Below are 23,282 nucleotides of genomic sequence, written 5' to 3' on the forward strand. Positions count from 1 at the left end.
GCCTAGTGGGCGTTCTACGGGTTTTGGACGATAGTCATGTAAGGTTTTTCCCTAGGCGTGTGCCGTTTGTATCGACCTAGACTTACGTCCAATGGGCACCCGCCGCGCGGGAGTCGACCATGCAGGACGATAACGACAAAAAAATGCGGTCACTGTTATGAGTAAAGCTGATGCTTTCGCGCAAGCGGGAAAAACTGCTGTGTTGCAGAATATTCACGGCACCCTGCAGTTCCTGCAGCGTTTCCCGCCGTTCAACCAGATGGAAAACGCCCACCTGGCGTTTTTGGTGGAACAGTGCCAATTACGCTTCTATGGCCCCGGCGACAGCATCCTCAAACCGTCGGGTGGGCCGGTTGAACACTTTTATATCGTCAAGCAGGGCCGGGTTGTGGGTGAACGACCGGACAGCGCCGAAACCACCTTCGAAATCACCACTGGCGAGTGCTTCCCCCTGGCCGCGTTGCTGGGCGAACGGGCGACCCGCACCGAGCACAAGGCCGCCGAAGACACCTTCTGCCTGCAACTGAACAAACCGGCATTCATCAAGCTCTTCGCGCTGTCCAGCCCGTTTCGCGATTTTGCCCTGCGTGGCGTCAGCAGCCTGTTGGACCAGGTCAATCAGCAAGTGCAGCAAAAAGCCGTGGAAACCCTCGGCACTCAGTACTCGCTGAACACGCGCCTCGGCGAATTGGCCATGCGCCATCCGGTCACGTGCAGCCCAGCCACACCGCTGCGCGAAGCCGTCACGCTGATGCATGAGCAACAGGTGGGCAGCATCGTCATCGTCGATGAGCTCAAGGCGCCCCTGGGGATTTTCACCCTGCGCGACCTGCGCCAGGTGGTGGCCGATGGCACCAGCGATTTCAGCCAACCCATCGAAGGGCATATGACCCAGGCGCCCTTCTTCCTGACCCCTGACCACAGCGCCTTCGACGCTGCAATCGCCATGACCGAACGGCATATCGCCCACGTCTGCCTGGTCAAGGACCAGCGCCTGTGCGGTGTAGTGTCCGAACGCGACCTGTTTTCACTGCAACGGGTGGACCTGGTGCATCTGGCGCGCACCATCCGCAACGCACCGCGGGTGGACAACCTGGTGGCGATTCGCGGCGAGATCGGCCAGTTGGTCGAACGCATGCTGGCCCATGGGGCCTCGTCCACTCAGATCACCCACATCATTACGCTGCTCAACGATCACACCGTGTGCCGGGTGATCGAGCTGACCCTGGCCGAAAAAGGCGACCCCGGCGTACCGTTCAGTTGGTTGTGCTTCGGCAGCGAAGGCCGTCGCGAGCAGACGCTTTACACCGATCAGGACAACGGCATTCTGTTCGATGCCAAGGACGCCGCCGAAGCAGCAGCGATCCGTGGCCGGCTGCTGCCACTCGCCCAGCAGATCAATCAGAGTCTTGCCCTGTGCGGGTTCAGCCTGTGCAAAGGCAACATCATGGCCGGCAACCCGGAGCTGTGCCTGTCGCGCGCGGAGTGGGCGCGGCGGTTTGCAGCTTTTATCCGCGAGGCGACGCCGGAGAATCTGCTGGGTTCCAGCATCTATTTCGATCTGCGTGTGGTGTGGGGCGATGAACGTGGCTGCGAGCAATTGCGCCAAACCATTCTCGACCAAGTGGCGGACAACCGGTTGTTCCAACGCATGCTGGCCGAAAACGCGTTGCGCCAGCGGCCGCCCGTAGGACGTTTCCGTGAATTTGTACTGACCCGCAAAGGTGGCGAAAAAGCCACCCTCGACCTCAAGGTGCAGGGCCTGACCCCTTTCGTCGACGGCGCGCGCCTGCTGGCCCTGGCCAATGGTATCCACGCCAACAACACCTTGGAGCGTCTGCGCCAACTGGTGGTGAAGGAGGTGATTGAGCCCCTGGACGGCGCCGCGTATGAAGAGGCCTACCACTTTATCCAGCAGACCCGCATGCAGCAGCACCAGTTGCAATCCCGCGAGAACCAGCCGTACTCCAACCGTGTCGACCCTGACAGCCTCAACCATCTGGACCGTCGGATCCTGCGTGAATCCCTGCGCCAGGCACAACGTCTGCAAAGCAGCCTGACGCTGCGGTATCAGCTGTGAGTTTGTTCAACTGGCTGCGTAAGAAAAAGCCGGGGCTCGACAGTGCGCAACAACAGCGCCTGGCGCAACTGCGCAGTCCCACGCCACTGGGCAACAACACCCTGCGCAACCAGCGCTGGGTGGTGGTGGACCTGGAAACCAGCGGCCTCAACCTCAATCGTGATCAGGTACTGTCCATCGGCGCGGTCGTGATCGAAGACGGTGCGGTGGATTTCTCGCAACTGTTCGAACGCACCCTGCAACGGGCTGAAACCAAACTCAGCCCCAGCGTGTTGATCCACGGCCTCGGCCCCAGTGCGATCGCGGCCGGCAGCGATCCGGTGGACGCGTTGCTGGACTTCATGGACTTTGTCGGTGACAGCCCATTACTCGCCTTCCATGCGCCGTTCGATCAACACATGCTGTGCCGGGCACTCAAGGACAGCCTGGGTTACCGCCTGACCCATCCGTTTCTCGACGTTGCAGACATCGCCCCTCTGTTATGCCCCGAGGCGCACATCCGCGAAGCCGGGCTGGACGATTGGATCAATCACTTCAACCTGCACGTGGGCGAGCGTCATCACGCCAGCGCCGATGCCCTGGCCACGGCGGAGCTGATGCTCATCCTGTTCAGCCGCGCGCGCCAGCAGCACATCGATACGCCACAGGTATTGCAAGAGCGTTTGAGCCAATGGAAACGGCGTCAACACGCGCCATCGTTTTAATGTCATCTCCCGACAAACGCCAATTGCGCCGACACCACGGCTCTGCCACAATCGCGAATAATTCTCGTTAGTTTAAACATCCCGTTTACCAGGTGATGCCTTGTCGTCGATTCAGAACCCACACAGTGAGCTTGTTGGCGCGTTGTATCGCGACCATCGTGGCTGGCTGCTGGCCTGGCTTCGACGCAACGTGGCCTGCCCGAGCCGCGCCGAAGACCTGAGCCAGGACACCTTCATGCGTCTGCTGGGCCGTGACGAGTTGCGCGCGCCCCGCGAACCCCGTGCGTTCCTGATGGCGATCGCCAAGGGCTTGCTGTTCGATTACTTCCGTCGCGCCGCCCTGGAACAGGCCTACCTCACCGAACTGATGCTGATCCCGGAAAGTGAACACCCTTCGCCGGAAGAACAGCACCTGATCCTCGAAGACCTCAAGGCTATCGACCGCCTGCTCGGCAAGCTGTCGAGCAAGGCCCGCGCCGCCTTCCTTTATAACCGTCTCGACGGCATCGGCCACGCCGAAATCGCCCAGCGCCTCGGCGTGTCGGTGCCCCGCGTGCGCCAGTACCTGGCCCAAGGCATTCGCCAGTGCTACATCGCGCTGTATGGCGAGCCGCAGTGACGGTGATCAGTTCCAGACCGGTGTCGGCCCGCGTGCTGGATGCGGCGATCGCCTGGCAGTTGTCCCTTGATTCGGGTGACGGCAGTGCAATCGAGCGTGAAGAGTTCGATAAATGGCTGGCCAGCGATGAAGAACATGCCCGCGCCTGGCGTCAGTTGGGCATGCTCGACCAGCGTTTCAGCGTAGCCTCAGGCCCGGTGCGGGCAGCATTGCTGCAATCGCGTGAAGGTATTCGCCAGCGTGTGCGCAAGCTGGGCAGTGGCCTGGCAAGTGTCGCGTTGGTCATTGGCCTGGCGCTGTTTGCCGGTGAGCGCTATGTGCCGATCCACTATTGGCTGGCCGACCAACGTACCGCCACGGGTGAGCAGCGCACGCTGAAGCTGTCGGACGGTACGCTGATCAACCTCAATACCCACAGCGCCATCGACGTGCGTTTCGATGAAAAACGCCGGCTGGTTGTGTTGCAGGAAGGTGAAATCCTGGTCGAAACCGGCCACAACGATGAACGCCCGTTCTATGTACAAACCCGCGATGGCAGCCTGCGGGCGCTGGGCACACGGTTTATCGTCAAGCGCGAAGACGACGCCACACGCTTGAGCGTGCTGCAATCGGCCGTGGCGGCCCAACCCGAGGCGCTGCACCAGGAACAGGTCTTCAAGGAAGGCCAACAAGTGCTGATGCGCAGCGACGGCCTCGGCCCGCTGCTTGCCGTCACTCCCGCCACCGATGCCTGGACCCGCGGCATGCTGGTGGTCGACAACGCGCGCCTGGGCGAGGTGGTCGAGGAGCTCAGCCGTTACCGCACCGGTTACCTGGGGGTGGATAAAAACGTGGCTGACCTGCGCATCACCGGCAGCTTCCCACTGCACGACACCACGCTGGCGCTCAACGCGCTGCTGCCGACACTGCCGGTGCACATCGAGCAGCACACTCCCTGGTGGGTAACGGTGAAAGCCACGGCGAAAAACACCGAATCACTTAGCGAGAAATGAACAAACCCTCATTTCAAACGCGTCTAAAAAACTGTCATGCCTGACAGGTTTCAGCCTTACCGTCGTGTCCTTCAATAGACATCTCAATTGTTCTATTAAGGATGAAACGATGTCGACGCTCCCAAACATCACCCGCCACACGTTTACCTTCTGCTTCCCCGGTCAGGGCAACGACCCCTGCGGTGCCTTGGCCGACCTGCACCAACACGCCGAGGAGTTGCGTGGCTCGATAGAGTCCACCCTGGCGCTCATCGAACACGAGGCGGCGCAGCACGAGCCCGGCCTGCAGCCCGGCCTGGTCACTCAAGTGTTGCTGACCCATCAGCATGCCCTGCCGCTGCCTTCCGGAGTCATGCAACTGGCCCTGTATGGCGCTGCGGTTGTGCTCAACCAGTTGCTGCACGACGCAGGCGTGCGTCCGGCACTGATTCTCGCGCAGAGTTTTGGTGAGATTGCCGCTCGGGTATGCGCCGGCGTACTGAGCATTGAGCAGGGCGTGGCTGCAGTCTGCGCCCTCAATGCGGCCTACCGCAGTGAGGAGGGCCGCGGCGGCATGCTGCTGATCAACCTGGCGCCGCAAAAGACGCAAGCGTTGCTCGACAGGTGGCCAGAACTGAAGCTGGAGTTGGGCTCGGTCAATGCCCCTGAGCAATGCATCATCAGCGGCGAAATGAGCGGCCTGAACGGTCTGCTTGAACGCTACGGCGACAACACGCCGCCATTGCGCTGGGTGCCGATCGCCTACGCCTCCCATTACTCGGCGCACCGGCATGTCGCAGAAGTGATGAACGCACGGCTACAGCCCCTGAAGCAACAGCCGTTCAGAATGCCCATCTATTCGACCGTGCTGAGACGCTGCTACCGGCACGGGGAAGACCTGCACGAGTTGTTCACGCGGGGCGTGACCCACCCCACCGACCTGCCCAAGACACTCACCACATTAGCGCCCGACCACCGCCGCCTATTTATCGACATGGGCGTGAACCGAGGCATGTCGATGTGCATCCTCAAAAGCCTGCGCGATGCCAAAACCTACACACCCCTGGCCGCGCCGCCCAATGCCCTTCGCCAACTGCTGGTCGACTCACAGACGCTCAACGTCCTGCGCCCTCTGGTCAACGGGCCCGTCTCTGCCCAAACCCACGCGCACATGGCCTATACGTTCAGCGATCCGCAGTTGCATCCGCAAACCAACCAGAGCGCCCACGACGGCCACCGCCATACCTATTGGCGCTTGCAGCATCTGCTCAAGCAACTGCCCGACGGCATCCACGGGTTCAAACAACCGGAATGGTTGATGGCCGTGGCCACTCATGCGGCGATCAATGATCCATCGCTGTTCATGGGATGCGTGATTCAGCAGGGTTTGTGCATCGGCACACTGCTGGCGTTCGAGCAGGACCACCCGCATGCCGCCCGGTGGCGGCGCGAACTGGAAACGGGCGAAAGCCTGGGGGTCTACGCGCTGACTGAAATAGGCCGCAGCAACTCGCATATGGCCCCCTGCCTGGAGGCGGTATTCGATACCGACACGCGTACGTTTGTGTTGAACACACCGAACAACGCCGCGCTGAAATTCGCCAATGTCGGTATCAATAACCTGAATAAGATGGGCGTAGTGTTTGCTGAGTTGACGGTTCAGGACCAACGCTGTGGTGTCTTCGCCTTTGTCTTGCCATTAAGTGATGCACAGGGCCCGTGCCCCGGCATTGAAATGTCGTCGCCAGCGGAAATTCGCGCAGTGCCATTGGATTACGGCGTGTTGCGTTTTAATCAGGTACGCATCTCTTTTGACGCATGGCTGTGTGACGGGGCGCACATTGATGACTCCAACCGCTTCCACGACCCACTGGGCAACACCGATCGGCGTCTGATCCGCTCACTCTTCGCCCCCAAGAACGTGTGGGCGATGGTTGGCACCGGTTTGAGCTCCGTCATGCTGGCCTGTGCAACACTGGCCCTGACGCATGCCAACCGGCGCACCACCCAGGCACGCATCGGCAACGGTACAAGCCTGCTGGATTTTCGCACCCAACGCCGCGCACTGTTCGGCTGCCTGGCCACCGCGTACGTGATGAAAAGCTTCGCCAATGACTGCGCGTGTCTCTGGATCGAGGGCACGGCCAGTCAGTCATCACTGGACAACACCGGCGCGGGAGAGGTGACGTGGACACCGTGGGCCGCCATTTCCCAGAGATTGGCGTTGCTCAAAGCCCTTTGCGCCCCCGCCGCCGAGGCGGTGGCCACCGAATGCCGATTGCGCTGCGGCGTGGCCGGGGCGCTCAACCTCAATCGTTTCGCCGACTACGAAGGCATGGCCAAGATCTACCAGGACGCGGGCGGCAATAACCGCATGATCCTGCTGGATGCCGCCAAGGTCCTGATCGGCCAACCCTTGAGCAAACCCACACCACCCGACCCGCAGGCTGAACTGGACGATCCCGAGTACAGCCTGAGCATGGCCCGCACCCTGGAATACCGTTTGCTCAAGGAGGTGGCCGACCATGTCGCCGCACGCCGGACGTTGGGTGAGGACGACATGCAGGTCTGGAATTCAAAGCTGATGGTGGTTGCACGGGCAGGCGAAGCGCATGCCCAACGCCTCGCCATCGAGAGCGCAGTAAAGGCCGGCGACTCCCTGCCGCCGGGGCTTGCAAAGGATCTGGTGAACGCACTGTGCGGCCTTTACGTACTCGACTACCTGCACAAACACGCGGCCTGGTATATCAGCGAGGGCCTCATGGACAGCACTCGCTACCGTGCGCTGGAGGAACAACTCAATCGACTGAGCGACTTCCTGGCCCCCCACGCCCTGCTGTTGATCGATGCCTTCGGCCACGGTGAAGCGACGCGTGCGGCCATCGCCCGTGCAGAACCTTACGCAGACGCTTTGACCGCGAAACTGCAATGGGCACAAGGCTGAAACGCATCGCAAGCCTGAACTTTCAGGGCCATGCAGTGCGAAGAGTTGTGAACGCTCACAGATTTATTTTCACTTGGCCCTATCACTTTTCGTTTTTCGTTCGGCACCTAGGCAATTGCGAAATATTTCCATTCAGGAGCCGCCCTATGTCCCGCACGCTAGACACCTTGTTGCGCCCCAGCCTGTTAGCCATGGCGATTGCCCTCAGCGCCCCGCTGGCCAGCACCTCGCTGATTGCCGCCGAGCAGGCGTCCAGCGTGCGCACCTACAACCTGCCGGCGGCACCACTGGCCACGACCCTGAACCAGATCGCCAGCCAGGGCGGCCTGGCACTGACCCTCAGCCCGGCATTGGCGTCAGGCAAGACCTCGGCGCCGGTCCAGGGCCAGTTCGATGCGCCGGCTGCGCTGCGTGAAGCGTTGAGGGGGACTGGGTTGCAGTTGGAGCAGAGCAGTGCCGGGACGTACTCGTTGGTGCCGGTGCCGGAGGGGGTACTCGCATTGCCTACCACCAACATCACGGGCCAGGACAGCTATGAAAGCGCCTGGGGGCCGGTCGACGGCTACCTGGCCAAGCGCACTGCCGCCGGCACCAAGACGGACACTGCACTGGTCGAGGCACCCCGTTCGATTTCCGTCGCCACCCGCGAGCAGATGCAGGACCGCAACGTCCAGAACCTGGATGACGCGGTCAAGTACATGCCCGGCATCGTCTCCGCCAGCTATGGCAGCGACACCCGCTACGACTGGATGCGTGTGCGCGGCTTCGAACCGACCCAGTTCCTCGACGGTCTGCCACTGCCGCGTGGCGTGTACGCCAACCCGAAAGCCGAAACCTGGAACCTTGACCGCCTCGCCCTGCTGCGTGGCCCGGCCTCGTCGGTGTACGGCCAGACCCCGCCGGGCGGTCTGCTGGATATGGTCAGCCGCCGCCCCAGCGCTGAATCGAGCAATGCCGTGCAGGTGCAATACGGCAGCGACAACTATCGCCAGATCAACTTCGCCAGCACCGGCAAGATCGATGATGAAGGCCAGTTCCTCTATGGCCTCAGCGGCGTGGTGCGCGATGCCGGCACCCAGGTCGACCACATCGACAACAAGCGCTACAACATTGCGCCAAGCCTGACATGGAATATCGATAACGATACCAAGCTGACCTTCCTGTCGCAGTTCACCCGCGACGATACGGGCGCGACCAGTCAGTTCCTGCCAATCGTGGGCACCAAGATCAAATCGCCGCTGGGCGATGTGTCCCACCACAAGAACCTGGGCGATCCGGACTACGAGTTCTACGACCGTACCTATTACGCGCTGGGTTATGCCTTCGAGCATCGCTTCAACGATACCTGGCAGTTCAGGCAGAACCTGCGTTACACCAAGTCGGAGTTGTCGTTCCAGCAACTGACTGTCGGTGCCTATGCCTATTATCCGGTTGACGCGGCAGGCAATATCGACCGCACCTCAACAAACGTTGACGAAAACATCGGCCAATTCGCGGTCGACAACAACTTCCAGGCCGACTTCTCGACCGGTGATGTCACCCATACCCTGCTATTGGGTCTGGACCACCAGCGCACAGACACTTCTTACCTGTCTATCTACGGCAGCGCCGGGCGTGTGAACATTTTCAACCCCGTCAACACGACACCAGTCGTGCGCCCCGCACGCGCCGACGCCTACTACGACTACAACCAGAAAACTGTACAAACCGGCCTCTATGTTCAAGACCAAATGGCTCTGGACAACTGGCGCCTGACCCTCGGCGGACGGGAAGACTGGGTGCATCAAGGCACTACCTACTTCAATAAAAAAGACGTGACCAACACTGACCGAAGCAAAAACTTCAGTGGCAACGCAGCGTTGAGCTATGTGTTCGACTCAGGCTTTGTGCCGTACTTGTCCTACGCTGAATCTTTCCAGCCAGCGAGCAACGCCAGCGTGGACCCGCTCAAGTCGTACAAACCAACCGAAGGCAAGCAATGGGAGCTGGGGATCAAATACCAGCCACCTGGCTCCAACACTTTACTGAGTGCGGCGGTATACGACCTGACTCAGAAAAACGTACTCGTTACCAGCACCGGCGCAGGCGGCCAATCTGTCACCGACCAAACCGGCGAAGTGAAAGTTAAAGGCCTGGAATTGGAAGCGGTGTCCGACGTCACCGAGAATCTCAAGGTGATCGCCGCTTACACCCTGGCCAAATCCGAAGTGCAGAAAGGCGAATTCAAGGGCAACCGCCTGCAACTGATGCCCAACCAGCAAGCTTCCCTGTGGACCGACTACACCTGGCACACAGGCGTACTGGACGGTTTCGGCATCGGCTTCGGTGCCCGCTACACCGGCAACACCTACGGCGACCAGGGCAACACCTGGCTCGGCAAAGCCAACGCATACACCGTATTCGACGGTGCGGTGCATTACGACTTGGGCCGACTCGACAACACCCTCAAAGGCGCCTCGATCAAACTCAACGCCACCAACCTGTTCAACAAGGACTACATTTCCACCTGTGACGGTTCCTACTGCTACTTCGGCGACCAACGCAGCGTCGTCGCCAGCGCCACCTATCAGTGGTAATCGGCTGAGTTAACCACCAGGCCGCCCCCGTGGGCGGCTTTGGTGTGTCTGAAGGTTGAACAAATGAAAAGCAAAACCATCCGCCGCTGGTCCTTCATCCACACATGGACCAGCCTGATCTGCACGGTATTCCTGCTGCTGCTCGCCCTTACCGGCTTGCCGTTGGTGTTTCACCATGAGATCGACCATCTGCTGGGCAACGAGCCGGAATTGGCGCACATGCCTGCCGACACGCCGCAGCTCAACCTGGAGCAACTGGTCAGCGCCGCACAGGCTCATCGCCCTGGCGACGCCATGCAATACCTGGCCTGGGACGAAGACGACAAAAACGGCGTGATCGCGATCATGGCCGCCACCGCTGGCACCGAACCCAACTCGTCGCACACCTTCATGCTCGATGCGCGCACCGGTGAAGCCGTGGAGATGCCATCGGCCAACGGCGGGTTCACGATGTTTCTGCTGCGCCTGCACGTGGACATGTTTGCCGGTCTGCCGGGCAAGTTGTTGCTGGCATTCATGGGCATTCTGTTTGTGGTCGCGATTATCTCGGGCACCGTGCTGTACCTGCCATTCATGCGTCGCTTGAAGTTCGCCACCGTGCGCCAGGACAAATCCACCCGCCTGCGCTGGCTCGACCTGCATAACCTGATCGGCGTGGTCACTCTGACCTGGGCACTGGTCGTCGGCGTGACCGGTGTGATCAGCGCCTGCGCCGACCTGATCATCGCCGCCTGGCGCCAGGACAGCCTCAGCGCGATGATCGAACCGTACAAACATGCTCCACCCCTGAGCCAGCGCGCTCCGGCCACCGAACTCCTGAGTATCGCCGCCAAAGCCGCACCTGGCATGCAGCCGGACTTTATCGCCTTCCCCGGCACACGCTTTTCCAGTGAGCACCATTACGCGGTCTTCATGAAGGGCAGCACCCACCTGACCTCGCACCTGCTCACGCCCGTGCTGATTGACGCCAGCACCCTCGCCGTCACCGCCATCGCCGAACGACCGTGGTACATGGACGCCATGGGCATGTCCCAGCCGCTGCACTTTGGTGACTACGGCGGCATGCCGATGAAGATCCTGTGGGCGACGCTGGATGTGCTGACCATCATCGTGCTCGGCAGCGGGGTTTATTTGTGGATCGTGCGGCGCAAGGCGGGCAAGGCATGAAGCCTAGGCAATCGAATTTCTGGAAGGTATTTGGTATTCCGCTGGGGATTGGCCTGTTCACGGCGGCAGGGTTGTTCGCGGCGTTGCTGGGAGACGGGTTGTGGGATTCGCTGAGTTGGCTGGGGCTTGGGATCCCGGCAGCCATTGCGCTGTGGGGAGTACTGCGCCGATGAGCGCGGTGAGCGTTGTAAATCGTGCCCAGCAATAATTAGACATTAATAATAAATTACACAAACAGTCCAAGCAGGCTTAATCTCGCCCCAAGGTCACACATCCTGTGCCGCCGACCTGCGGGGCAACACCCATGACTCTCCCCATCTATAGCCTTACCGAGTTGCGCACGGTGCTGAAGCGCGACGACATGCTGCGCGTGGTACGCGACGCCTGCATTCAGCATGCCCAAGACAACATCATCAGCGCCAAGTCCGGCGAATTGATGTTCCAGGAGCCTCCGGGGGATTGCCATATCCGGCTTGGCTATTTTCGGGGAGGGCAAACCTTCGTGGTCAAACTGGCCATGGGGTTCTATGAGAACCCCTCCAAGGGGCTGGAAACCAATAACGGGCTAATGCTGGTCTTCAGCTCACAAACCGGCAAGATCGTTGCCCTTCTCAACGACCAAGGCTGGTTGACCAGTTGGCGCACCGCCGCGGCCGGTGCGTTGGCGGCCAAGGCCGGGGCACCGTCACACATCACCGCACTGGGTATTCTCGGCACCGGCCATCAGGCCGAACACCAGGCGCAGTGGGCTGCACACCTGCTGGGGACCGATCGAGTATTCATCTGGGGACGAGACCCGACCAGAGCCACCCGACTGGCAGAGAAGCTGGAGCATCACGGTTTGACGGTTTACGTGGCGGCAACGGTGGAGAAGGTGTTCGAGCACTGCAATGTCGTCATTACCTGCACGCCGTCCACTCAGCCGATCGTGCCAGTGTCTGCGGTAAAACCCGGAACCCACATCGTCGCCCTGGGCTCGGACAGCCTGGGCAAGCAGGAACTTGACCCGCAAATCCTCTCCTTGGCTCGGGTCATCATGACCGACGACCACCGCCAATGCGCCGAACGCGGTGAACTGGCCCATGCCCTTCGCGCCGGGTTGATCGCCAACACCGCCGACATCTCGCTGGGGCAAGTGCTGGCCGGCAACCTCCCGGGGCGCCTCGGTGCTGACGACATCACCGTCGCCGACCTGACCGGCCTTGCCGCACAGGACATTGCCATCGCCACCCTGGCGGTCGGGTTGGTCCAGGCCATGAAGCCTGGCGATGCGAGCACCGCTACCTGCAACCAGTCCGAATCAACGCCTGAACAAACAATAACAATAGGGTAGGTATTCACATGAAAAAGCTGACGAGTACGATCACCACAGCCACGCTCTGGCTGCTCTGCACTGTCGCGGGCGCGGCACACGCAGAAACACTGCGCATTGCCAGTGAAGGGGCTTATCCGCCGTTCAATTACGTGGATTCAAACAACAGGCTGCACGGCTTCGATATCGACATTGCCAACGCCCTGTGTGAGCGAATGAAGGTCAACTGCACCTTTGTCACCCAGGACTGGGAGGGCATGATTCCCGCCCTGCTGGCGAAAAAATACGATGCGATCGTTGCCTCGATGAATGTCACCGAAGAGCGCAAAAAGAAGATCGCCTTCACCAACCGCTACTACCGCACACCGCTGTCGGTCGCCGTGGCCAATGACTCAGGCATCAGCGACGCCCAGACCAACTTCAAAGGCCTGACAGTGGGTGCCCAGTCTTATTCGACACAAGCCATCTACGCCGAAGAACATTACGCCGCGGCCGGCGCCACGGTGAAGCTCTACCCCTCCCAGGACGAGGCCGCCAGTGACTTGGCAGCCGGGCGCCTGGACGGCGTCATCGCCGACAAATACCCCTTGCTCGCCTGGGTCGCAGGCGCAGGCAAGGACTGCTGCACATTTCTCGGGGACATCGACGGTACCAATACTGACGCGGCCATCGCGGTGCGCCAGGGCGACGTCGAGTTGCGTGAGCGGCTAAACAAGGCGCTGGACGAAATCGTCGCCGATGGCACCTATAAGAACATCTCCAGACGCTACTTCGCCTTCGATATCTATTGACCTGCGGGGCCCGGGCGCTGGCTTCGGGCTCACGTGCAGGCCAAATTTCGCGAGAGGGTTCTGGCATGCTCGAACAACTGTCACTGTTATCTTTCGCCAACGGCGGCTGGGGCTCGGCGCTTCTGGCCGGAGCCTTGGTCACCATCACCCTGGCACTCGCCTGCATCCCGCTCGGTTTACCATTGGGCCTGTTAGTAGCCCTGGCGGCGAGGTCCAAGCGACGCTGGCTACGGACGGGGGCGACGGTATTTTCCACAGTGTTCCGTGGGCTGCCCGAACTACTGACCTTGTTGATCATTTATTACGGCTGCCAGATTGCCGCACAACGCATGCTCGCAGCCATGGGCTACCAAGGCGAAGTCACGATCAACACCTTCGTCGCGGCCATGATTGCCTTCAGCCTGGTGTTTGCCGCGTTTTCCAGCGAGGTCTGGTTGAGTGCCTTCAAGTCCCTGTCCAAGGGGCAATTCGAGGCCGCGACAATGCTGGGCTTGCCCAAGGGTACGACCCTTCGCAAGGTGGTCCTGCCACAACTGACGCGCATTGCCTTGCCCGGCCTGTCGAATAACTGGCTGTCGCTGCTCAAGGACACGTCCCTGGTTTCAACCATCTCCCTGGTCGACCTGATGCGTCAGACCAGCCTGGCGGTCAGCGTGACCAAAGAACCGATGCTGTTCTACGCCGTGGCCTGTTTCGGCTATCTGTTTTTCTCGGCGTTGTCCGGCCGCGTGTTCAATTTTCTCGAACGATATTTCAGCCGCCACCAACTGAGTGCCAAGCCATGAATATCGAGAGCCTGTTGAGTGCGCTGCTCAACCTGGAACTGTTCGAACGTTACGCCCCGCGTTTTATCGACGGCTTGCTGGTCACCGCAAAACTGGTGGCCATCTCCTTTAGCCTCGGCGCACTCTTGGGCCTGCTGCTTGCCCTGGGCCGATTGTCGAGCAACCGTTGGCTGCGCGGCCTCACTGGCACCTATATGTACTTCTTTCGCGGCTCCCCGCTGCTCGCCCAACTGTTCATGCTGTATTACGGCCTGGGGTCATTCAAAAGCTTCTGGCAAGACGTGGGCCTCTGGTGGTTCTTCCGGGACGCCTGGCTCTGCACGCTGCTGGCCTTCACCCTCAATACCGCAGCCTATCAAGCCGAGATCATGCGCGGCGCCCTGACAGCCGTCGCACCAGGCCAACGCGAAGCGGCGCAAATGCTTGGCCTTTCGCGTTGGGCCACCTTGCAAAAGGTCATCCTGCCGCAGTCGTTACTGGTGGCCATCGGGCCGCTGGGCAACGAGCTGATCCTGATGATCAAGGCCAGTTCCATTGCCTCGCTGGTGACCCTCTATGACCTGATGGGCGTGGCCAAACTGGCGTTCTCACGCAGCTTCGACTTCCAGATCTACCTTTGGGCGGCGGTGTTGTACCTGGCGATCGTCGAGGTCGTCAGACGCACGTTCAAACGCCTTGAACGGTCACTGAGCAAGCACATCGGGTAGTCAGGCCTCAACATTCCCAACACTGCGGTCCAGAGGGTAAGCCAATGAATTCGAGCATCACCGCTCCAGACAGTCTCTGCGTTCCAGCCCTGCCAAAGCGAGAGTCCGTGGTGCAAATCAGTGGATTGAACAAATGGTATGGCAACTTCCAGGTACTTCACGCCATTGACCTCACCGTCAGCCAAGGTGAACGCATCGTCCTGTGCGGGCCATCCGGCTCAGGAAAATCGACCTTGATTCGCTGCATCAGCCGCCTTGAAGTCGCAGATAGCGGGGTTATCCGCGCCTTGGATGCCGACCTCGGAAAACCATCGCCAGCCCGACATAAAGCGCTGCGCGAGATTGGCATGGTGTTTCAGAACTTCAACCTGTTCCCCCACATGACGGTCCTGCAAAACTGCACACTGGCCCCGATGTCGGTTCGCGGTTTCTCACGCAAGCGTGCTGAAGCGCACGCACGGCACTTTCTGGACAAGGTCGGTATCGAAAACCAGGCGAACAAGTACCCCAGTCAACTTTCAGGCGGGCAGCAGCAGCGCGTGGCCATCGCCCGGGCGTTGTGCATGGAGCCAAAAATCATGCTGTTCGACGAACCCACCTCGGCACTCGATCCGGAAATGGTCAAGGAAGTGCTGGACGTCATCGTCACGTTGGCCGACACCGGCATGACAATGCTGTGCGTTACCCACGAAATGGGCTTCGCGCGCCAGGTTGCCGAGCGAGTGTTGTTCCTCGATGCGGGACGTATTGTCGAAGACCTGCCCCCGGAGCAATTCTTTACCGCCCCCAAGAGCGACAGGGCTCAAGCTTTCCTGGCGCAGATCCACCACTGAGGGCCGCGCCAACGCACCTGTCAAAGGTGTGGCCGACTCCGTACAATCGTTGCCTCCACCTACCTGTGCTTGGATCGCCATGGCCAGTATCGCCTTCATGAACGCAGCGGCAGACGGCATCGCTGCTCTGCTTTTCCCCGACCTGGAAGCGGTGGTTCACGATGTCCGCAGCGGCTTGATCGTGCACATCGCCAATGGTTTCTCCAAGCGCAAGGTCGGTGACGCATCGCTGATTTGTGACCTTCCGGACCTGGCCCCAGGGCTGGATGTCCTCGGGCCGTATGAGAAAGCCGGCCCCAACAACCGTACGCTACGTTCGATTTCTATCGTTGCCCGCTCGGAGAGCGGCGAAATCGTTGCACTCCTGTGCCTGAACTTCGATGTCACGGCGTTATCGCAGGTGCAAAAGCTACTGAGTGGTTTCGCTGTGGGCCTGCAGCCCCAGGCGCGCCCCGCCCCCTTGTTTAGCGCTGACTGGCGGGAAACACTCAACGACATCGTCGAAAAGATCTCCGTCGAACACTGCGTGCGGCGAGGTGATTTCGGGCGCACCGAAATCATGCTTGTCCTCATACAAGCGCGAGCCAATGGGCTGCTGGACATCCGCAACTTCGTCGATTATTTCGGCGAGTACTTCGAGATCTCCCGAGCGACGGTTTACAACTACTTGAAAGCCATCCCGCAAGAAAACAACTGAACACAGGCCCTACAGCCCTTTCCGAGGAATGCCCATGTCCGCTCCCAGCATGACCTTGTTTCACAACCCCGCTTCACCGTTCGTTCGTAAGGTTCGCGTGCTGCTGGCTGAAACCGGCCAGCAGGGCCGCGTAGCCCTGCATGGCTGCATGCCGACCCCGGTCAACCCGGATGCGCAGGTGGTGCAAGGCAACCCCGTGGGCAAGATCCCGGCCCTGCGCCTGGCCGATGGCACGGTGTTGCACGACAGCCGGGTGATCCTCGATTACTTCGACCACCAGCACGTCGGCAACCCGCTGATCCCTCGCGACGGCTCAGCCCGCTGGCGCCGCCTGACCCTGGCTTCGATGGCCGACGGCATCATGGATGCCGCCGTATTGGTACGCTACGAAACCGCCCTGCGCCCAGTCGAAAAACAGTGGGACCAGTGGCTCGACGAACAGCGCAAAAAGATCCGCCGCAGCCTGGCTGAATTAGAGACTGACGCGATTGCCGAGCTGACCAGCCACTTCGACATCGCCGCCATCAGCGTGGCCTGCGCCTTGGGTTACCTCGACTTCCGTCATCCGGATCTGCAATGGCGCGTGGATAATCCGCAGCTTGCCGCCTGGTACGTCGACGTCAGCCAGCGCCCTTCGATGCTGGAAACACAACCACCGGCTTGACTGGCTGCAACACGGTCCCCTATGGAGAGCGGGAACAGTTGGTTAATCCTTGCCACCAACCGCGCCTTGATCTGCTGATCCTCACGCAACCCGATCATTGCACCGCCTCCAGGTCAAATACCAAAGGCTCGGCCGCCTTGCGCTTGCCCACGCCATACCAGTCCAACTTACGTGTCAGCACCATCACCGTGCCCAACAGTCCAAACAGCAGCAACGAGCCCATCAGCAACGCGTAATCCTCGGCGCTCAACAGCCCGTACAACAAGCCATACAATGCTGCCAACCCCGCCGAGAAGCCCAGGCCGTGGATGATGCTGCGCAGCACATGGCACACATAGAAGCCAATCAACAACACACAGGCACTGGCAGAGATGAGGTAAGCCAGGGCGAAGCCTATGTGCTCGGACAACGACAGCAACAACAGGTAGAAAAACGCCAGCGCAAACCCCACCAACGCGTATTGGATCGGGTGCACCGCCAGACTCTTGAGCACCTCGAACAGGAAGAAGCCGGCAAAGGTCAGGGCAATGAACAGCAGTGCGTATTTGATCGCACGGTCGCTCTTGAGGTACTGGTCCACCGGGTCGATGAAGTTCACCCCGAAGCTGCGGTTGTTGAAATCATCACAGCCCTGTTTGTCCAGGCAGGTTTGCAGGGCTTGTTCGAGGTTGGTGGAGAAGAACGACGTCTGCCAGTTGGCGGTAAAACCCGTGTCGGTTATCTCGCGTTGTGCCGGCAGAAAGTTGCCAATGAAGCTGGGGTGTGGCCAGTTGGAAGCCAGCGATACCTGGCTGGTCTTGCCCACCGGCACCACTTGCAGTTGCTCGGTGCCTTGCAGACGCAGGTCGAAAGCGAAGTCCACGACGTTGGGCTTTTTGCTGTCCTGCTCCGGCAATGTCACGTGCACGCCTTCACCCAGCCAGTCCACCTGGGAGCCCGGTTCGAACTCCAGTTGTTGGCTGCCCAGCTCCAGTTTCAGCGCGTTTTCGATACCGCGAATATCGCTGATGCCCACCGCCAGAAACGCCGGCTCAAAACGGTAATCGGCAAAGTTCTCAGCAATGCCCAATTGCGCAGGTAACTCGAAACGCCCGCTGATGCGGTTGTCGGCGTGGAACAACCGCGCCTGGTAAATGCCCCGTGCGCGCAGTTCGGTCTGCACCTTACCGTCGAGCTCAAATCGATCCGGCAGGAAATACAGACGACCGCGCTCTTCACGGGTGACTTCGTAACGTTTGTTGAGCTTTTCATTGAGCTTCCACTCGCGGACGGTCTTGCGATACGGCACCACCATCACCGGGCCGGTGAGGCGCTGGCTGTAGCTGGAACTGCGAGCAATGTCGTCCAGGACGTTATCGCGAGTGAACTGGCGATCGGCAATGATGCCGTTGATCATCAGCAACGGAATGAGCAATAACAGCATCAGCAGCGCAATCGCGCCAAGTTTGAAAAGCAGGCTGCGGTTCATGGGTCTCTCCCTGTTTTGATGGGAAGAGTCTGGGCAGCCTGTGTGGGGGATTTATGTGGGCAATGTGGAGACTGTGTGGAGATGCAGCACCACCAGCACGCCGCCGTCGACATTGCCGATCTGCAACGCGCCGCCGTGCAACTTCACAACCTCCTCGACAAAGTTGAGGCCCAGGCCGGTGCTTTTGCGCCCACTGGCCGGACGTGGCAGCGAGTAAAAGCGCTCACTCAGGCGTGGCAGGGCGTAGTCGGGAATCGGTGCGGCCTGGTTGAACAGGCATACTTGCACATCGTTGTGTCGCGTCTGCGCGCTGAACCTCAACAGGCCGCCAGGCGGCGTGAAGTCCAGGGCGTTCTCCAGCAGGTTGCCCAGGGCCTGACGCAACAGGAAGGGTTCACCGTACACCTTCACCTGCGCCGCAATCGACTGCTCGACCTGCAACCCGGCGCCTTCGATCCGCGCGCATTGGGCCTTGAGTACCTCATCGACCATGGCCGCCAACGAGATACTCGCCTGCTCTTCCAGGCCCTGGCGCTGTTCGACCTGCGCCAGGTTCAGCAGGCGTTCGATCAACTGCTGCAGGCGCGCACTTTCGCTGTCGATATTGCCGACGAAGCGCTGCTGTTGCTCGCGGCTCATATCACCCTGCAACAGCTCCGCCGCGCCGCGAATCGCGGCCAATGGGCTTTTCAGTTCGTGGGTCAGGGTGTGTACGTAATGTTCGACGTAGGCCTTGCCTTCCAACTGCGTGCGCATGTGCTCCACGGCGGTGGACAGTTGCTTGAGTTCACCCCCGCGGTAATGGGGCAACTCGGCACGCCGCCCCTCGCTGACGGCCTCGGCGTAGGCGGTCAGCCGGCGCAGCGCAACGCTCAGCCACCACGACAGCAGCGCACCCAGCAGCAGGCCCAGAATCACCAAGCCCGCGCCGTACCACAGCAGGCGGCGCTCGGTGCGGTCGACGTACGGTTGCAATGAACTGTTCGGCTTGGCCACGGTGACCACGCCGATGATCTGGCCGTTGTCACGGATCGGCGCGCCCACGTGCATCACCGACGAAGTCGGGTCATCCAGCTCGCTGCGGGTGGAACGCGCACCGTATTCACCGCGCAGGGTCAGGTACACGTCATTCCATTTGGAATAGTCTTGCCCCACCGCCTCGCCCGTGGAGTCGAGCAGCACGGTGCCCTTGGCATCAGTCACGTAGATGCGGTGGTTGACCTGATTCTTCGGCAACCCCCAAATGGTCGCCCCCGGCTGACGGTTGCCGTAGGCCTTGAGCAGTTCCGGCCAGTGGCTTTGGCCGAGGGTGCCGTTCTTCACGTCATTACGCACGATCTCGGCCAGCAGGTTGGCGGTGTCTACCAGGGTTTCTTCGGTGGATTGACGCACACCGGGACGGATTTCCTTCATGACCGTGCTGAGCACAAAGTAGCCGGTCAGGCCGATGAACAGCGCATACACCAGGAAGATCCGCAGCCCCAGGCGCATCAGCTGTTGCCCGGGCTGTAGCTGTAGCCGAGGCCGCGATGGGTCTGGATCGGCTCGGCATCGGCGGCCACGCTGCGCAACTTGCTGCGCAGGCTTTTGATGTGGCTATCGATATTGCGCTCGTAGCCGGCATCCGCCGCCACACCGACGGCATCCAGCAATTGCTCGCGACTGAACACACGCTCGGGTTGTTCCAGCAGGCTTTGCAGCAGGCGGAACTCATGGCGCGTCAGGCTCAAGGGCTGGCCGCGATATGCAATTTGCATGCGCTCCAGATCAACCTGAAACACTGCCGGCGCAGCACCTGGGCCAATGCGTTTAAGGATCGCCCGGACCCGCGCCGTCACTTCCCGTGGGCTGAAGGGCTTGACCACATAATCGTCGGCGCCGATCTCCAGCCCCACCACGCGGTCGATCTCGCCATCCCGCGCACTGAGGAACATCACCGGCACTTCACTGAACCTGCGCAATTGCTTGCAGGTTTCAAAACCCGTGATATCGGGCAGGCCGATGTCGAGGATGATCAGGTCGGCGGGCGTCTGGCGCTGATGCTCAAGCGCCGCCTGACCGAGGGTCAGCCAGGTGGTGGTGAAGCCCTCCCCTTGCAGGGCGAAGATCAGCGTGTCGGCTATCGCCGCTTCGTCTTCGACAATCAGGATATGCGGCATGGTGGTCCGTCAGCAGTCCGGTTTGTCGGCAGTGTAACGACGCGCCGGGTTCACCGCTGCACCGAATTCACGCAAGGCCTTGGCGCCGATCAGCAGCGGGTAGTTAAAGCTGCTGCGGTCGGTGAGGTTGACCTCGACGGTGCGCTTGACGTTACCCAGGCACATTTCCAGGTCGATCACCGGGCGTTTGGCCACGGAGGCTTCATCCTTGTCGTCGTCTTCGTCGGCGCGGCTTTTGATCTTGCTGATGCGCGACACCTTGTGTTCGTAGACTTTGTTGGAAGCATCCTTGCCGCCAAGGCGGAAGCGCACCCAGTCGTCGCCGTCACGGGTAAAGGTCTCGATGTCACGGGCCGACAGCGAAGCCGTCAGCGCACCGGTGTCCATCTTGGCCTTGAAGGTTTCACCGATCTCCGGCAACTGGATGTATTCGTAGCGACCGTAGAGGGTCGGTTCGGCGGCCATGACAGGCAGGGCAGCCAGGGCAGCCAGGGCGAGAGAGGCAAGGAGCAGTTTCACGAAGTGATTTCCTCGGAAAGAAGTAGGCGGATTCTAGACCGCAAAAGCCGTCTTTAGTTAGCGTTCAACCCTAGCAGGCACATTGTGAAACATTCGTCCGACGCTTTGTGATTTGGCCTCTAGACTCAGCTTGCTTATCATGGCCCGCCCACCAGATCCCAAGAGTTGCTTATGCGCCGCCTGCTCACCGGCTGTTTTGTTTCACTGCTGCTATTGCTCAATACGCTGATTCTGATCGGCCCGTTGATGGTGTTCGCGCTGCTCAAGCTGGCGGCGCCGGGCCGCTTGCGTGACTACATGTCGTGGGCGGTGATGTGGATCGCCGAGACCTGGGCCGAGATCGACAAGCTGATCTTCTCGCTGTGCATCCCGACCCGGTGGGACATTCGCGGCGGTGAAGACCTGCGCAGCGATACGTCCTACCTGGTGATCAGCAATCACCAATCCTGGGTGGATATCCCGGCGCTGATCCAGGCCCTCAACCGCCGCACACCGTTCTTCAAATTCTTCCTGAAAAAAGAGCTGATCTGGGTGCCCTTCCTCGGCCTGGCCTGGTGGGCACTGGATTACCCCTTCATGAAGCGCTACACCAAGGCCTTCTTGGCCAAGCACCCGGAACTTGCGGGGCAGGACCTGAAGATCACCAAGGAAGCCTGCGAGCTGTTCAAGCGCCAGCCGGTGACGGTGGTCAATTACCTGGAAGGCACGCGGTTCAACGAGACCAAGCGCAAGCAGCAGGATTCACCCTTTACCCGCTTGCTCAAGCCCAAAGCGGGCGGCGTGGCGTTCGTGCTGGCAGCGATGGGTGAACAGCTGGATGCCGTGCTCGACGTGACCGTGGTCTATCCGCAGCAGCAGATTCCAGGGTTCTGGGATTTGATCAGTGGCGCGGTGCCAGAGGTGATCATTGATATCCGCACCCGTGAGCTGGATCCGGCGTTGTGGCAAGGGGATTACGAGAATGATCCGGCGTTTCGCCAGACCGTCCAGAGCTGGGTGAACCAGCTCTGGACGGAGAAGGACGCACGCATCGAGCAACTGCGCGCAGAGCGTTCTTAACTGCCGGTGCCCCAGGCCTGGGCCAGCTTGCCCAGCACCGAGCTGCTGGCGCCCTGGCCGCCCAGGTATTGCAGGATCACCGGGGCAAATTGGCCAATCATGCCACTGTCCATGCCCAAAGCGCTGAAGGCAGTGTTCAGGTCGTTGGTGTTCTTCACGTTGCCCAAAAGGCCGTCCAGGCCGCTGGTCTTGCTGCCACCGGTCTGGCCGAGCATCCCGCTCAAGGCCCCGAGGCTGCCCAATGCGTTGTTGCCCGACAATTGGTCGAGGCCCGGCACGCTATTGCCCAGTTGCGAATAATCGTTACCGCTCAGCTTGTTCTTGGCCAGGCCCAGCATCGCGCCCGTGCCGCCGACGGCTTGTTCAGGGGTGATGTTCAGTTGTGAGGTCAGTGCGCTCAACAAGCCAGCCGTCTCGGACGACGGTGCGGCAGCTGCGGCCTTGTTGTTGCCACCCTGCATGCCGGAAATGGCATTGGCCGCGTCACCAAGGCTGAAGCCTGCGGCAAACACCGGGCCGGCTGCCAGGGTCATCAGGCAGGAAAGGGCGAAACCGCGTGAAATCTTCATCGAAACAACCTCTGGGTATAGGGGTGAAAGCAGGCGTTTGACTGGGCATCCGGCACATTGTTCCAGGTCGGTCGAGGAACCCAATCGGCATACCAGAGTCCATGAAATGACTTCAAGACTTGCCAGGAACAGCCTTATGAGTGCCAGCCGCCCCCCAGTAATTGAACAAAAAAAACCATTCTGGAGCCGCCCGCGCGTGTTCATCGGCGTGTGCGTGGCCATCGTCGCCGGGCTTGGCGGCGCGCTTTATACCCAGGACAGCGTCAAATCCGCCGCGACCCTGGTGACCACCACCCAGCAGCCGGCAGCGCAGATCATGGCGCACAAGGATTACCTCGAAGTCGACCCCATTGCCACGGCGGCACCTGAACCCGACCGCAGCCTGGAACTGTGGGCCATGCCAGAAGGCAGCGCGCCGGTTTCCCTGGGGCTGTTACCGGAGGATGGCAAGGGCATCATTGGATTGAACGCGCGCCAGCAGGCCAGCATTCGCAAGCCGGTGGAATTGATGGTGAGTTCGGAAACTAAGGGTGGGTCGTTGAGCAAGCAGCCCACCGGCCCGACGGTGTACCAAGGCGCACTGGCCTACCGCTGATACTTCAAATACCACAAAACCCTGCGGGAGAGAGCTTGCCCCCCTCCCGCAGGTGGATCTTCG

At 60.6% G+C, this 23,282-nt stretch carries 22 protein-coding genes; 17 read left to right on the top strand and 5 right to left on the bottom strand.

The features are described 5' to 3' along the window. Positions 1-157: 157 nt before the first annotated feature. From PF1751_RS25520 to PF1751_RS25585, 15 genes are all read left to right on the top strand, one after another. Positions 158-2,080 carry a putative nucleotidyltransferase substrate binding domain-containing protein gene (locus tag PF1751_RS25520; RefSeq protein WP_010207042.1) on the top strand — a complete coding sequence of 641 codons (1,923 nt, stop codon included), beginning with the start codon at positions 158-160 and terminating at the stop codon, positions 2,078-2,080. Then, positions 2,077-2,784 carry a 3'-5' exonuclease gene (locus tag PF1751_RS25525; RefSeq protein WP_010207044.1) on the top strand — a complete coding sequence of 236 codons (708 nt, stop codon included), beginning with the start codon at positions 2,077-2,079 and terminating at the stop codon, positions 2,782-2,784. Before PF1751_RS25520 ends, PF1751_RS25525 begins: the two co-directional genes overlap by 4 nt. A gap of 100 nt (positions 2,785-2,884) precedes the next feature. Next, positions 2,885-3,403: an RNA polymerase sigma factor gene (locus PF1751_RS25530; RefSeq protein ID WP_010207046.1), complete on the top strand. Its 519-nt coding sequence runs from the start codon at positions 2,885-2,887 to the stop codon at positions 3,401-3,403. Further along, positions 3,400-4,395, top strand: a complete 996-nt coding sequence (locus tag PF1751_RS25535) for a FecR domain-containing protein (RefSeq protein WP_044287989.1) — start codon at positions 3,400-3,402, stop codon at positions 4,393-4,395. The genes PF1751_RS25530 and PF1751_RS25535 overlap by 4 nt, the downstream gene beginning before the upstream one ends. Positions 4,396-4,504: 109 nt before the next feature. Next, positions 4,505-7,318: an acyltransferase domain-containing protein gene (locus tag PF1751_RS25540; RefSeq protein ID WP_021491311.1), complete on the top strand. Its 2,814-nt coding sequence runs from the start codon at positions 4,505-4,507 to the stop codon at positions 7,316-7,318. Positions 7,319-7,464: 146 nt separating this feature from the next. Next, positions 7,465-9,894 carry a TonB-dependent siderophore receptor gene (locus PF1751_RS25545; protein WP_010207051.1) on the top strand — a complete coding sequence of 810 codons (2,430 nt, stop codon included), beginning with the start codon at positions 7,465-7,467 and terminating at the stop codon, positions 9,892-9,894. A gap of 63 nt (positions 9,895-9,957) precedes the next feature. After that, positions 9,958-11,061, top strand: a complete 1,104-nt coding sequence (locus PF1751_RS25550; RefSeq protein ID WP_044287990.1) for a PepSY-associated TM helix domain-containing protein — start codon at positions 9,958-9,960, stop codon at positions 11,059-11,061. Continuing rightward, positions 11,058-11,234: a hypothetical protein gene (locus PF1751_RS29325; RefSeq protein WP_010207054.1), complete on the top strand. Its 177-nt coding sequence runs from the start codon at positions 11,058-11,060 to the stop codon at positions 11,232-11,234. The genes PF1751_RS25550 and PF1751_RS29325 overlap by 4 nt, the downstream gene beginning before the upstream one ends. A gap of 131 nt (positions 11,235-11,365) precedes the next feature. After that, positions 11,366-12,394 carry a Rossmann-fold NAD(P)-binding domain-containing protein gene (locus tag PF1751_RS25555; protein ID WP_042571454.1) on the top strand — a complete coding sequence of 343 codons (1,029 nt, stop codon included), beginning with the start codon at positions 11,366-11,368 and terminating at the stop codon, positions 12,392-12,394. Positions 12,395-12,402: 8 nt separating this feature from the next. Further along, positions 12,403-13,164, top strand: a complete 762-nt coding sequence (locus PF1751_RS25560) for a transporter substrate-binding domain-containing protein (RefSeq protein ID WP_042571453.1) — start codon at positions 12,403-12,405, stop codon at positions 13,162-13,164. Positions 13,165-13,229: 65 nt separating this feature from the next. Then, entirely contained in the window at positions 13,230-13,949 is a 720-nt protein-coding gene (locus PF1751_RS25565; RefSeq protein WP_010207057.1) for an ABC transporter permease, read from the top strand. Beyond that, positions 13,946-14,656 carry an ABC transporter permease gene (locus tag PF1751_RS25570; protein WP_021491306.1) on the top strand — a complete coding sequence of 237 codons (711 nt, stop codon included), beginning with the start codon at positions 13,946-13,948 and terminating at the stop codon, positions 14,654-14,656. The genes PF1751_RS25565 and PF1751_RS25570 overlap by 4 nt, the downstream gene beginning before the upstream one ends. 107 nt (positions 14,657-14,763) lie before the next feature. Then, on the top strand, positions 14,764-15,489 hold the full coding sequence (locus PF1751_RS25575; RefSeq protein WP_010207059.1) for an amino acid ABC transporter ATP-binding protein: 726 nt from the start codon (positions 14,764-14,766) through the stop codon (positions 15,487-15,489). Between the two features lie 79 nt (positions 15,490-15,568). Next, a complete protein-coding gene (locus tag PF1751_RS25580; protein WP_010207061.1) occupies positions 15,569-16,186 on the top strand; it encodes a helix-turn-helix transcriptional regulator in 618 nt (205 codons plus the stop codon). A 34-nt stretch (positions 16,187-16,220) separates the two neighbouring features. Further along, complete coding sequence (locus PF1751_RS25585) at positions 16,221-16,850, top strand: glutathione S-transferase N-terminal domain-containing protein (RefSeq protein ID WP_044287991.1); 630 nt, start codon at positions 16,221-16,223, stop codon at positions 16,848-16,850. A gap of 94 nt (positions 16,851-16,944) precedes the next feature. On the opposite strand, the gene creD is transcribed toward PF1751_RS25585, so the two are convergent. Genes creD through rloA2 form a run of 4 tightly spaced genes read right to left on the bottom strand, consistent with a single transcriptional unit; the run spans position 16,945 to position 20,996 of the window. After that, on the bottom strand, positions 16,945-18,318 hold the full coding sequence (creD, locus tag PF1751_RS25590; protein ID WP_042571450.1) for a cell envelope integrity protein CreD: 1,374 nt from the start codon (positions 18,316-18,318) through the stop codon (positions 16,945-16,947). Between the two features lie 51 nt (positions 18,319-18,369). Beyond that, positions 18,370-19,809, bottom strand: coding sequence for a two-component system sensor histidine kinase CreC (gene creC / locus PF1751_RS25595; protein WP_010207066.1), 1,440 nt, complete (start codon positions 19,807-19,809; stop codon positions 18,370-18,372). Beyond that, a complete protein-coding gene (gene creB / locus PF1751_RS25600; protein ID WP_010207068.1) occupies positions 19,809-20,477 on the bottom strand; it encodes a two-component system response regulator CreB in 669 nt (222 codons plus the stop codon). Before creB ends, creC begins: the two co-directional genes overlap by 1 nt. A 9-nt stretch (positions 20,478-20,486) precedes the next feature. Beyond that, on the bottom strand, positions 20,487-20,996 hold the full coding sequence (gene rloA2 / locus PF1751_RS25605) for a retropepsin-like aspartic peptidase RloA2 (protein WP_457244048.1): 510 nt from the start codon (positions 20,994-20,996) through the stop codon (positions 20,487-20,489). Positions 20,997-21,167: 171 nt separating this feature from the next. On the opposite strand from rloA2, the gene PF1751_RS25610 reads away from it, so the two are divergent. Next, positions 21,168-22,055, top strand: coding sequence for an acyltransferase (locus tag PF1751_RS25610; protein ID WP_010207071.1), 888 nt, complete (start codon positions 21,168-21,170; stop codon positions 22,053-22,055). Here the strand turns inward: PF1751_RS25610 and PF1751_RS25615 are convergent. Further along, positions 22,052-22,624 carry a DUF2780 domain-containing protein gene (locus PF1751_RS25615; RefSeq protein WP_010207073.1) on the bottom strand — a complete coding sequence of 191 codons (573 nt, stop codon included), beginning with the start codon at positions 22,622-22,624 and terminating at the stop codon, positions 22,052-22,054. The genes PF1751_RS25610 and PF1751_RS25615 overlap by 4 nt on opposite strands. 136 nt (positions 22,625-22,760) lie before the next feature. Between PF1751_RS25615 and PF1751_RS25620 the strand changes: the two genes are divergently transcribed. Further along, a complete protein-coding gene (locus tag PF1751_RS25620) occupies positions 22,761-23,219 on the top strand; it encodes an anti-sigma factor domain-containing protein (protein WP_044287992.1) in 459 nt (152 codons plus the stop codon). The last annotated feature ends 63 nt before the right edge of the window (positions 23,220-23,282 follow it).

This window comes from Pseudomonas simiae (assembly GCF_000934565.1).
GTDB lineage: Bacteria > Pseudomonadota > Gammaproteobacteria > Pseudomonadales > Pseudomonadaceae > Aquipseudomonas > Aquipseudomonas simiae.